We start from the raw sequence: 12,056 nt of genomic DNA, 5'->3' as shown, positions 1-12,056 counted from the left end.
CATGTCATGAATATATTGATCGGATCTACGCGAGCTGAGCACTTAGCCGCGCTACAAGCTATTGAATTAGCATCGTTTGAAACGTTACGCAACGCAGGTGCCGTTGCCGGATCGCCTGCCGCAGGCAGTATGGAAGAATTCAGCAGGCTATTGCATGAAGGGTTGCTGCTCGCTGCCTTTATTCCGGGAGAAACTCCGGTCGGGTTCGCCGGTGCCTTTATTGTTGATAACTGGCTGCATATCGCCGAAGCTGATGTCCATCCAATCTGGCAGCGTCAGGGGATTGGCCGACAATTAATGAATGCGCTGCTTTCAGAAGGGAAGCGGCGTGGCTTAACGGGTGCCTCGCTGACAACCGATCGCTATGCGCCATTTAATGCTCCTTTTTACGCCTCGCTTGGGTTTCAAATCGCTGAAGGTAGGGTCATTCAGCCCCGTCTGAGAGAATTACTCACAGCGGAAGTCGCATCAGGATTAAACCCGCAACGCCGTGTTGCGATGCAACTCTTCTATTGATATCGGGTTGGTTTTCAGGGCACTCAACAATAAATGGCGGTCAGCGGCGAAAAGCGCGGGTGTGCTGCGCGTTACGCCGTATCCTCTCCTGCCTATACCTCAAGCAACCGTAAAAGAGCATCCAGTGACGCTACCGGGCCGCTGTGATTCACCGTTGAACGGGTTGTATCCCAGGACTTTGCATCATCCGTGCAGTAATCAGCGATGCAGGGAATATTTGCATCCTCATCCAGCAAGCCCACAGGGATCCATACGTAAGGCATTCCCCTTAAGACATTAGGAACCGTTGAGCCACACGCCGAACAAAAATCGGTGCGGTAACCGCCTGGTTTTGTCCAGCTTTTGATCGCGCCCTCACCCTTTATCCAGGCAAAGTTTTCCAGCTTAACCAGCGTGGCCAGATTAAAGCCAACTCCCGTTTGCTTGCGACAGAGTGAACAGTGACAGCGATAAAATGCCTTTGGCGGGACAACTAATCTAAACCCTACGCTGCCACACAGACATGAACCATCCATAAAATCCCTTCCTTAAACGCTATTGTTTTATCACTGTTCCCAGCTCCAGCAGAATGCTCCGCCGCCAGGTCATATAGCCTATAGAATTCCAGCAGGAGCGGAAAAAGAAAACAGACGCGATGTCCCTCGCCTGCCGGGAAATAATTCGTCCGGCAGGCAAGATACTTAAGCTTTCCGCCTTACTGGCGCGCCAGGCCTACCGCTTCACCCAGTTGCCATACCGCCATCGCATAGTGATTACTGTGGTTATAGCGGGTGATCACATAGAAGTTCGGCAGGCCGTACCAGTACTGATAAGATTTCCCCATATCAAAACGCAGCAGGCTCACCTGCGGATTACCGTTAATAGCGGCTTGTGGACGCAGTCCCGCTGCCGCCAGGCTGGACAGGCTGTAGCGGGTCTTAAAGCCATTCTCCAGCCCCGGCGCCTGACCGCTGGCCGGTACCGCAACGGTTTTACCCGGCTGCCAGCCGTGCTGTTTGAAATAGTTTGCTACGCTGCCAATGGCATCAACCGGATCCCAAAGGTTGATATGTCCGTCGCCGTTAAAATCGACCGCATACTGTTTTTCAGAAGAGGGCATAAATTGTCCATAGCCCATCGCACCCGCATAGGAACCACGCAGATCGAGCGGATCCTGCTGTTCTTTACGCGCCATCAGCAAAAAGGTTTCCAGTTCGCTGCTGAAAAACTCCGCCCGACGAGGATAGGCAAATGCAAGCGTAGCCAGCGCATCGATAATGCGCGTTTTACCCATGACGCGGCCCCAGCGTGTTTCCACACCAATAATGCCAACAATGATTTCCGGCGGAACGCCATATTCCCGCTGCGCGCGCTGTAGCGCATCCTGATACTGATTCCAGAAGACCACGCCGTTCTGTACGTTATCTGGCGTAATGAATTTATTGCGGTAACGAATCCATGCGCCGTTCGGCCCGGAAGGCGGCTGATAACCGGGCGTCGGCGCCTGGCGATCCATCAGGCGCAGCACCCAGCCCAGGCGTTTTGTTTGCGCCAGCACATCGTGCAGCTGTTGGCGATTAAAACCATGCTCCCGCACCATTTTATCGATAAAGCGTTCGGTCTCCGGATTACCGGCAAAATCACCGCTTAACGGATGAATTTCGTGTGCGGGCTTAAGTAAAAATCCACCTTCTCCCAGAAAAGGGTTGCCGCTTTGCGGCGGGGTCGGCGTCGGTTTGCTGCTACAGGCAGCCAGGGTCAGAATCAGCGGTAGAAGAAGGCGAGCATGACGCATTACAAATCCATATATTCAGCGATAAAAAAGAATTAATGGTAATCATGGATTGGTAATACGTAAAAGAAAATTCCTAATTTACTGAAAATTTCTGATGGCGTTGAGAAAGTGTAAATAACCGGCGTTGCGGGGTAATATGCAAAGCGTTTTGAACAGCGCGGCAAGGGGGTCAGCACAGACCTCCTTGCCGCTGTTGTTACGGATGGTCGCGCCGAAACAGCGTCCATTCTTCAATGCGCTCGCCGCCCGGTAAACGACAATAGCTCTTCTCGCCTTCTGCGGTTTGCACCCTTTCCAGCGTGCCCCCCTGCTTAATGCAGTAAGCCGAGGCGGGATTTGGCATGCCAATCAGCGGTTGCCCCTTCTGCGGCACTGATTGGTGGCTGCACCCTGTTACCGCCAGTGCAGTCAGCAGCATGATACTTTTTTTCATATTCACCCCATTGTCAGGGCGGCGTGCCGATCGCTCACCGCCAAACCTGATTATTGCGTAACCGCGTCGCTGACGGCGCTATCCGCCTGCCACAGGCGATATTTCACCTGAACGTCGGCTGGCGTATAAACCACAATCGGTAGCTTGCTGTTATAGCGTTGCAGGCTGTGGGCGCCGATATTGGCGGTAACAAATGCCTGATGTTTGCTGCTATTGATACAGGCCATCCGCGTAGAGGCCGGAGGGGTCAGGTTTTTAACCACATAATAGTTGTAACTCCAACCGTTCAGCGTCTGCTGCTCTATCTGCGCGCCCATCAGATGTTGGTTACAGTCTACTTCCAGCGTTTTACCGATCAGCAGTTCTACTTTATACAACTCTTCGTTTTGCTGCTGCGGCAGCCAGATGACCTGCCGGACCTGGCCTTTTTCCGCAGCCGGATAAGGCGCGACGCTTTCCAACTGAGGATGCCCCTCCGCTTTCTTCGGCTGCTGCGCGCACGCTGATACCGTGATACAGAGCGCACTAAGCAATATTGCTTTCATTTTCATCTTCATTTCTGCCTTTTATTGATGCATTTATCCAGGCTAACACGAAACAGCCGTAGTTAATGCTGAACCTAATCAAAAAAAGGGTAAAAAGCCAGACTGCGTTATTCGTGAGCGATGTGGAAAATTGTTGTGAGCTGATGCAACGAAAAGAAAATATCTGTGACATGGAGCGAGATCTGCATCACAAAACTCCCCCCACCAGCAAGAATATCCATCTCTATGGACCATTTAACATCACGCCCGCCGCAAAGAATTTTGTATGTTGCCCTATGGTGCAGTAAATAAATCTGGAGCGGTAAATGTCTTACGTTAACAGTAATTTAGATATAGATGATATGCACAGACGCAAAGTGCGTCGTATGAATCTGTTTATCTCTGTTTCCGCCGCGCTGGCTGGCCTGCTGTTCGGGCTGGACATCGGCGTGATTGCCGGGGCTTTACCTTTTATTACCGACCATTTTTCCCTGACCAGCCACCAGCAGGAGTGGGTGGTCAGCAGCATGATGCTCGGCGCGGCGCTGGGTGCCATCTGTAACGGTTGGGTCTCTTCACGTCTGGGGCGCAAATATAGCCTGATGGCAGGCGCAGTATTATTTATCCTTGGCTCACTGGGGTCCGCTTTTGCCGATAGCCTTGAAGTGCTGCTGGGGGCGCGCGTGGTGTTGGGCGTAGCGGTAGGCATCGCCTCTTACACCGCCCCGCTCTATCTTTCTGAAATGGCCAGCGAAAATATTCGCGGAAAAATGATCAGCATGTATCAGTTGATGATCACCTTCGGCATTCTGCTGGCGTTTCTTTCCGATACTGCGCTGAGCTACAGCGGCAACTGGCGCGCCATGCTGGGTATTCTGGCGCTCCCGGCGGTGCTGTTATTCGGCCTGGTGATTTTCCTGCCAAACAGCCCGCGCTGGCTGGCGGCGAAAGGCTTACATATCGAGGCGGAAGAAGTGTTGCGTATGCTGCGCGATACCTCCGATAAAGCCCGCGCCGAACTGAATGAGATCCGTCAAAGCCTGCAGATGAAACAGGGCGGCTGGACGCTGTTCAAACGCAACAGCAACGTACGCCGGGCGGTGTTTCTGGGCATGCTGCTGCAGGCGATGCAGCAATTTACCGGCATGAACATCATCATGTATTACGCACCGCAAATTTTCAAAATGGCGGGCTTCAGCAATACGCAACAGCAGATGATGGCGACGGTAGTAGTTGGATTAACCTTTATGCTGGCTACGCTGATTGCAGTGTTTACCGTGGATAAAGCGGGCAGGAAACCGGTGCTGAAGATTGGCTTTTCGGTGATGGCGTTTGCCACGCTGGTGCTGGGCTACTGCCTGATGCAGGCTGGCAAAGGCGATATCACTCCCGGCCTCTCCTGGCTGTCGGTGGGAATGACCATGATGTGCATCGCGGGTTATGCCATGAGCGCCGCACCGGTGGTCTGGATCCTCTGCTCAGAGATTCAGCCGCTGAAATGTCGTGATTTTGGTATCACCTGCTCTACCACCACTAACTGGGTGGCTAACATGATCATTGGCGCAACGTTCCTGACGCTGCTGGATGTGATTGGCGCTGCGGGCACGTTCTGGCTCTATACCGGTTTTAATCTGGTGTTTATCGCGATCACTTTCTGGCTGATCCCTGAAACGAAAAACGTCACGCTGGAACATATCGAGAAGAACCTGATGGCTGGTAAAAAGCTGCGGGATTTAGGGCAGTAACACCTTTGGTATCCTGTGCCAATGCTGTATCAATTACCTTTGTACCGTTTGGGCCTGAACAGCAGGCCCAAACGTTTTTGCATGATGGCATCACCGCTGCCGCCCCTGGCATGTTTATCTCTCCCTTTAGTATGTTGTAACTAAGAAAATGCGCAGCGTTGTGCATTCGCCAGCGCCGTCACGCTTTCCACTATTGATTCCGTTGAAACCACCCTTTTTTGATACCGCACAACCTGCAACTACCCATATAGAGGTATACAGGTGTGTTTTTTTAACGGACGCAACGTTCATTAAATAAATAATTATAAACCAGGAGGTTACATGGCGAGGAACAGGCGCTTTTTACGCTTCGCGTGGCTTAAAAGCTGGCGAATTATGGGGCTGTTGCTGCTGGGAGCGATAGTGGGTGTTGCGGTATTAGCCGGCAGCGTCACGATAATGCATAAAACCAGCGACAGCGAGTTTTGCGTTTCATGCCACAGCATGCAACGTCCGCTGGCGGAATATCAGGGCAGCATTCATTTTCAAAACCCGGCGGGCATCCGAGCCGGGTGCGCTGATTGCCATGTTCCGCCCCAGCCGGTGGATTATATGCTGACAAAAATGGGGGCGTTAAAGGATGTAGTCGGCGAAATCAGCGGCAAGATCGATAGTGAGGAGAAATATAACGCCCATAAACTCACGATGGCGGAATCGGTCTGGAAAACCATGAAAGCCAACGACTCAGCAACCTGCCGTAGCTGTCATAGCTTTGATGCGATGGATGTGCTGGCTCAGCGCCCGGAGGCGCGTAAAGCGCATCCCGTCGCCATCCGTGACGGTCAAACCTGTATCGACTGCCATCGCGGCGTCGCCCATATTCTGCCGGACATGCGTGCCAGCAATGCCAGCGGTGCCACGCAGCTGTTGAACGCCGCCGCCCATACCCCGGCTCAGGCGACACGCCTCTATGCCGTCGCCACGCAGCCGTTCCGTCTTGATCCCAAATCTGACCAGACTCACGGCACCCTGTTCCCTTCCAGCGAAATCACCGTGGTAGAGCGCAACGGCGAACAGCTGCAGGCGCGTCTTAACGGCTGGCAGCAGCAGGATGTGCCCGGTGCCATCTATGCCGCGCCGGGAAAACGCATTATGAGCGCGGTGCTGGATGAGCGTGCCGCCGCGCAGGTGGTCGTGCTGCACAGGCAGACCGACAGCGAAACCGGCCAGCAGTGGAATCAGATTTCGCTTACCTTCTGGCTGCCGCAAAAAGCCCTGATTGATGACCAGCAGAAAATCTGGCAGTACGCCGCCGGACTGATGTCCGCCAACTGTACCGGCTGCCACGGTCTGACCGCGTTGGATCACTACAACGCGAACCAATGGATTGGCGTGATGAAAGGCATGGCACCGCGCACCTCGCTGGATCAGGAGCAGCTGCGCCTGCTGACCCAGTATGCGCAGAAGCACGCCAGCGATATGAACAACAGAGAGGGACGTGAAAAATGAAAAAAAATCTCACCTCCGGCTGGTCACGCCGACGCTTTTTACAGGCGGGCAGCGGCCTGCTGGCCACCAGCGCACTGCATTTCGGTTACAGTAAAACCGCACTGGCTAAAGCGATTGGTCAGGCACTGCCACAGTTTACCGCCCTGCGTCCGGCGCAAAAAGGCATCCTTACCGCCGCGCACTGGGGCGCTTTCGAAGCGATTATCGAAAATGATCGGATGATTGGCGTACAGCCGGTTTCGGACGATCCGGCGCCAAATGAGCTAATAGCGATGGCGCCCTGGCAGGTTTATGCGCCTAACCGCATCAAAACACCCATGGTACGTAAAAGCTGGCTGGAAAACGGACCTGGCAGCCATCCTGAACGACGCGGGCGCGATAAGTGGGTTGCAGTCAGCTGGGAAAAAGCGATCGCGCTGGTGAGCACGGAAATTAAGCGACTGCAGCAGGATTACGGCCCTTCCGCTATTTACGCTGGCTCTTACGGCTGGAAAAGCACCGGTATGCTGCACAACTGCCGCGCCCTGCTACAGCGTTTAATGAACCTGTGCGGCGGCTTTCTCAGCTACAGCGGCGACTACTCCACCGGCGCAGCCCAGGTAATTATGTCGCACGTGGTCGGCTCTATGGAGGTTTACGAGCAGCAAACCAGCTGGCCCAACGTGCTGGAGCATAGCGAGCTGGTGATTTTGTGGGGCTGTAATCCTCAAACCACGCTGAAAAACAGCTGGAACGTGCCGGATCATATGGGTCTGGAGGGCTTTGCCCAACTGGCGAAAAAAGGCGTCAGGACGATCGCCATCGATCCGATTCGCCAGCCAGGGGCAAAAACGCTGAATGCCGAGTGGATCGCGCCGCATGCCTATACCGATAGCGCAATGATGCTGGGCATTGCCCATACTTTGCTCAGCGAACAGCTGCATGATGAGGCCTTCCTGAAACGTTACACCGTGGGATTCGATCGCTTCCGCGCCAGTCTGCTGGGTGAAGATGACGGGGTGGTGAAAAATGCGCAATGGGCCAGCACAATCTGCGGCGTTGAAGCGGAAACCATCCGCCAGCTGGCGCGTGATATGGCGCAAAAGCGCACCATGATCATGGCTGGCTGGGGCATTCAGCGTCAGCACCATGGCGAACAGCCGCACTGGCTGCTGGTTACTCTGGCTGCGATGCTGGGTCAGATTGGCCTGCCCGGCGGCGGCTTCGGCTTTAGCTATCACTACTCTTCCGGCGGCAGCCCCACGGCGCGCGGCGGCATTATTTCCGGCATCAGCGCAGGTGACGCGCCCAAAAACGCCCCCGCACCGATTCCGGTGGCACGCATCGCCGACTGTCTGGCGAACCCCGGCAAGACAATTGATTTTAACGGCCGTCAGGTGACGTATCCGGATGTAAAAATGGTCTATGTTGCTGGCGGCAACCCTTTTCATCATCATCAGGATACCAATAATCTGCTGCAGGCGTGGCGGCGGCCGGAAACCATTGTGGTGCAGGAGCCTTACTGGACCGCGACCGCCAGGCACGCTGATATTGTGTTGCCCTGCACCACCAGCTATGAACGCAACGATCTCGATATGGGCGGCGACTACTCCCAGCTGTATGTTTTCCCGATGTGCCAGTGCGTTGCGCCACAGCATCAGGCTCGCAATGACTTCGATATATTTCGGGCGATCGCGGCGCGCCTCGGCGTGGAGCAGGCCTTTACCGAAGGCCGGGACGAGATGCTGTGGCTGAAATCGATGTACGATAATATGAAAGGCCAGGCGCGTACTGCTGGCGTGGCGCTGCCGCCTTTTGATATGTTCTGGCAGTCAAACAGCTATATCCGTTTTCCTGTTCCTGAAGCTAACAAACAGTGGGTACGCTTCGCCGATTTTCGCGCCGACCCGCTGCTTAATCCGCTGGGTACGCCTTCCGGCAAGATTGAAATTTTCTCACAGCGCATCGCTGCGATGCAGTACGCGGATTGTCCGGGACTACCGGGCTGGCTACCGCCGCAGGAGTGGCACGGTAGCCCGCTGGCTGAACGCTGGCCGCTGTCGCTTAACACAGCGCATCCGGCCCTGCGGCTCCATTCACAGCTGGATAATACCCCGCTGCGCAAGAAGCACGCGGTTGCCAATCGCGAGGAGATCCTTATCAATCCGCAGGATGCCGCGCGGCGCGGAATTCGCAGCGGCGATCTGGTGCGCGCCTTTAACGCGCGCGGGCAGATTCTGGTCGGCGCACTGGTTACCGAAGATATCCGTCCTGGCGTGGTGCGTATCAGCGAAGGTGCCTGGTACGATCCCGCCGAGCCCGCCCAGCCCGGTACGCTGTGTCGCAACGGCAACGTAAACTGCCTCACCGTTGATATCGGTACCTCTATGCTGGCGCAGGGCAACTGTGGCCATATGGCACTGCTGGAGATTGAAAAGTATCAGGGCGATGCGCCTCCCAACACAGCGCACGCCATGCCGTCCGGCGTGGTCTGATTGGTGTTTGCGCTGCCGCCCCGAAGCCGGGGCGGTTTTACCTGATACAAGCCTTTCTTCCCCCCCGCTTCATCCACCCGCCATTAATCATGCTAATTTTATTAACATCTGTTGATCTCGCACGGTGCATAAGGAGAACGCATGCATATACGACCTTTTACCGAAGCTGACCGCCCTTTTTTGCGCACGCTGTTTCTTGCCTCGCGTAAAGCAAACTGGACATGGCTTGATCCCGAGGGCTGGCAGTTGGAAGATTTTGACCAGGTGGTGTTAGGCGAAAAGGTGCTGGTTGCCGAAGAGGAAGGGCACCGGCTGGGTTTTGCTGCCTGGCTGGAAAATGACAATTTTCTGCATAGCCTGTTTATCGATCCCCAGTATCAGGGACGCGGCGTCGGTAGTGCGCTGCTCCAGGCAATTCAGGCGCGCTTTACCTCTACCGGCGCACTAAAGTGCCTGCTGGAAAATAAATCGGCCCAGCAATTTTATCTGCATCATGGCTGGCAAATCGTTTCTGAGGGGGAAAGCGAACATGGACGCTACCTGCTGATGCACTATCGTAAAGCGACCCGACTGCGCTACGCACAACAGCAGGCATAATTTAACCTATTGATAATATTTGATTATTTTATTTAACCCCCTAAAAGCGTGAACTCTCAGCATCGTTTCTTACTGCCAGTGCCAGATTGCCTGAGCCGGTGACCGTAACGGAAAGGTTTCCCCCGACTTGCTTCGTTAGTTTTATCTCTATCAATCGAAAGACGCATTTTCAGGCTGCCGATTGCGCTGCGGGTTCCGGCGCAGGCAGGTTTCAGATCTTGATGGAGATAAACATGAGTTTTCAACTGGCATTACCGGGCATCAGCCTGCATGGCTATGAAGCGATTGCCGATATGGCGCGCCTGCTGACGCAAAAAAACTGGGGCAAGGCGCTGATTGTGACCGACGCGCAGCTGGCGCAGCTGGGTTTAACCCGCAGCCTGACCCAAAGCCTGGATCAACAGGCGATTCCTTATGCGCTGTTTACCGGCGTCGCGCCCAATCCCACAGAACAACAGGTGCAGGCCGGTATTGCCGCCTTTCGTGAGCAGCAGTGCGATTTTCTGATCGCCTTTGGCGGCGGCAGCCCGATTGATACCGCCAAAGCCATTAAAATTCTCACCGCCAATCCGGGCCGCGCGGTGGATTACGCGGGCGTTGGCAAAGTGCGTCAGCCCGGCGTGCCATTGGTGGCGATTAATACCACCGCCGGTACCGCCGCCGAAGCCACCAGCAATGCGGTGATCACCGACAGCGATCGTCAAATTAAGCAGGTTATTATCGATACTCACCTGATCCCTGATATTGCCGTTGACGATCCGGCGGTGATGCTGGGCATTCCGCCTGATGTCACCGCTGCAACCGGTATGGATGCGCTGACGCATGCGCTGGAAGCCTATGTTTCGCTGGGTGCGCATGTTCTCACCGATCCTTCAGCGCTGGAAGCGATGGCTCTTATCCGCCGCTGGCTGCCGATCGCAGTTGAGGAAGGAGACAATCGCGAGGCGCGCGAAATGATGGCCTGCGCGCAGTATCTGGCAGGCATGGCTTTTAACAGCGCCGGATTGGGTCTGGTGCATGCGCTGGCCCATCAGCCGGGCGCTACTCACAATCTTCCGCATGGCGTCTGCAACGCAATTTTACTGCCGGTAGTGGCGGCCTTTAACCGCTCCGCCAGCGTGGCCCGTTTCGCCCGTATTGCCGTTGCGCTGGGGGTCGATACTTCCGCTATGGACGATGAGGCTGCCAGCCATGCCGCGATTCAGGCGCTGCGCCAGCTGGCAGCACAGGTTGGCATCCCTTCCGGCTTCCGCCAGCTGGGCATTAATGAAAACGATATCGAAGGCTGGCTGGATAAAGCGCTGGCCGATCCCTGCGCGCCCGCGAATCCCCGCCCTGCCACGCGTGAGCAGGTACGGGAACTCTATCTCCAGGCGCTGTAACGGTTACAGGGCGCGGAAAGCGATGTCGCCAGGGATAACCTCTCCCTGCCAGTAAAGCTCAGCTGCCACCGCGCCCGCCAGTTGACGATAGATCTCGGCAAATTCACTCTCCGGTCGGCGGATCACTGTGGGCTGACCGGCATCAAGATCTTCACGCAGCGTAATATGCAGCGGCAGCTGGCCCAGCAGGCGGGTATGATATTTTTCCGCCAGCATCTCTGCTCCGCCGCTGCCAAAAATCGCTTCATGATGGCCGCAGTTGCTGCAAATATGCATGCTCATATTTTCCACCACGCCCAGCACCGGCACGTCAACCTTTTCAAACATCACAATCCCTTTGCGGGCATCGATCAATGCCACATCCTGCGGCGTCGTTACCACTACCGCGCCGGTCACCGGCACGTTTTGCGCCAGCGTCAGTTGAATATCGCCAGTGCCCGGCGGCATATCCAGCACCAGGTAATCCAGATCTGGCCACAGGGTTTCATTAAGCAGCTGCATCAGCGCTTTGCTGGCCATCGGGCCGCGCCATACCATCGCGTTATCTTCGGTAACCAGATAGCCGATTGAGTTGGTGGCCAGGCCATGCACCATAATCGGTGCCATATGCTTGCCGTCCGGTGAAGAGGGACGCTGATCTTCGGTGCCCAGCATGGTCGGCACCGATGGGCCGTAAATATCAGCATCCAGAAGACCGACGCGTGCGCCTTCCGCCGCCAGCGCCAGCGCCATGTTTACTGCGGTACTGGATTTGCCTACGCCGCCTTTACCTGAGCTAACGGCAATAATATTTTTCACACCGTTAACGCCCGGCTGGTTTTTTACCCGCTTCAGAGTGGCGACATCATGGCTTAAACGCCAGTCGATCGCCTGCGCGCCGGTAATACGCAGCAGATCGGCGCTGGTTTGCTCCTGTAACGCTTCAAAACCGCTGCCCCAGGCAAAGGGCATTTTGATTTCAATATGCAGCTTGTTGTCCATCAACGCGACATGGTTCAGCGCTTTCAGCGCGGTGAGGTTATGCTTCAGCGTCGGATGGGTAAAGGTTTTTAATACGCCTGCGGTCATGGCGCGCAGCGTGTCGGGCGCTAAGGCCCTCTGGGAGTGTGAACTCATCCCTTCT

Annotated in this window: 11 protein-coding genes; 6 read left to right on the top strand and 5 right to left on the bottom strand. The window is 55.3% G+C overall.

Going from position 1 to position 12,056, the window contains the following annotated elements; all coding sequences use genetic code 11:
• Positions 1-6: 6 nt before the first annotated feature.
• Positions 7-516 carry a GNAT family N-acetyltransferase gene (locus ACQE3Y_RS02435; RefSeq protein ID WP_426980776.1) on the top strand — a complete coding sequence of 170 codons (510 nt, stop codon included), beginning with the start codon at positions 7-9 and terminating at the stop codon, positions 514-516.
• Between the two features lie 92 nt (positions 517-608).
• Here ACQE3Y_RS02435 and ACQE3Y_RS02430 read toward each other — a convergent pair whose 3' ends face one another.
• The 4 genes from ACQE3Y_RS02430 to eco all read right to left on the bottom strand — a co-directional run bounded on the left by ACQE3Y_RS02430 (position 609) and on the right by eco (position 3,274).
• Positions 609-1,031 (bottom strand): GFA family protein, encoded by a 423-nt coding sequence (locus ACQE3Y_RS02430; protein ID WP_426980775.1) that lies wholly within the window; start codon positions 1,029-1,031, stop codon positions 609-611.
• A gap of 179 nt (positions 1,032-1,210) precedes the next feature.
• Positions 1,211-2,290, bottom strand: coding sequence for a lytic murein transglycosylase B (gene mltB, locus ACQE3Y_RS02425; protein ID WP_426971998.1), 1,080 nt, complete (start codon positions 2,288-2,290; stop codon positions 1,211-1,213).
• A gap of 196 nt (positions 2,291-2,486) precedes the next feature.
• Positions 2,487-2,723, bottom strand: coding sequence for a putative hemolysin (locus tag ACQE3Y_RS02420; protein WP_426971997.1), 237 nt, complete (start codon positions 2,721-2,723; stop codon positions 2,487-2,489).
• A gap of 50 nt (positions 2,724-2,773) precedes the next feature.
• Positions 2,774-3,274 (bottom strand): serine protease inhibitor ecotin, encoded by a 501-nt coding sequence (gene eco, locus ACQE3Y_RS02415; RefSeq protein ID WP_426980774.1) that lies wholly within the window; start codon positions 3,272-3,274, stop codon positions 2,774-2,776.
• Between the two features lie 299 nt (positions 3,275-3,573).
• On the opposite strand from eco, the gene ACQE3Y_RS02410 reads away from it, so the two are divergent.
• From ACQE3Y_RS02410 to fucO, 5 genes are all read left to right on the top strand, one after another.
• A complete protein-coding gene (locus ACQE3Y_RS02410; protein ID WP_426971995.1) occupies positions 3,574-4,992 on the top strand; it encodes a sugar porter family MFS transporter in 1,419 nt (472 codons plus the stop codon).
• A gap of 321 nt (positions 4,993-5,313) precedes the next feature.
• Positions 5,314-6,480 carry a NapC/NirT family cytochrome c gene (locus ACQE3Y_RS02405; RefSeq protein WP_426980773.1) on the top strand — a complete coding sequence of 389 codons (1,167 nt, stop codon included), beginning with the start codon at positions 5,314-5,316 and terminating at the stop codon, positions 6,478-6,480.
• Positions 6,477-8,954 (top strand): trimethylamine-N-oxide reductase TorA, encoded by a 2,478-nt coding sequence (gene torA / locus ACQE3Y_RS02400; RefSeq protein WP_426980772.1) that lies wholly within the window; start codon positions 6,477-6,479, stop codon positions 8,952-8,954. Before ACQE3Y_RS02405 ends, torA begins: the two co-directional genes overlap by 4 nt.
• Before the next feature lie 141 nt (positions 8,955-9,095).
• Positions 9,096-9,551, top strand: coding sequence for an N-acetyltransferase family protein (locus ACQE3Y_RS02395; protein WP_426971991.1), 456 nt, complete (start codon positions 9,096-9,098; stop codon positions 9,549-9,551).
• Positions 9,552-9,784: 233 nt separating this feature from the next.
• A complete protein-coding gene (gene fucO / locus ACQE3Y_RS02390; RefSeq protein WP_426980771.1) occupies positions 9,785-10,933 on the top strand; it encodes a lactaldehyde reductase in 1,149 nt (382 codons plus the stop codon).
• A gap of 3 nt (positions 10,934-10,936) precedes the next feature.
• On the opposite strand, the gene apbC is transcribed toward fucO, so the two are convergent.
• A complete protein-coding gene (gene apbC / locus ACQE3Y_RS02385) occupies positions 10,937-12,049 on the bottom strand; it encodes an iron-sulfur cluster carrier protein ApbC (RefSeq protein WP_426971987.1) in 1,113 nt (370 codons plus the stop codon).
• Between the last annotated feature and the right edge of the window lie 7 nt (positions 12,050-12,056).

The sequence above is a fragment of the Pantoea sp. FN0305 genome, assembly GCF_050113845.1.
GTDB classification, from domain to species: Bacteria; Pseudomonadota; Gammaproteobacteria; order Enterobacterales; family Enterobacteriaceae; genus Mixta; species Mixta alhagi.
The sequence above is the reverse complement of the archived record's forward strand: the minus strand, read 5'-3'. Positions and strand labels throughout refer to the sequence as shown.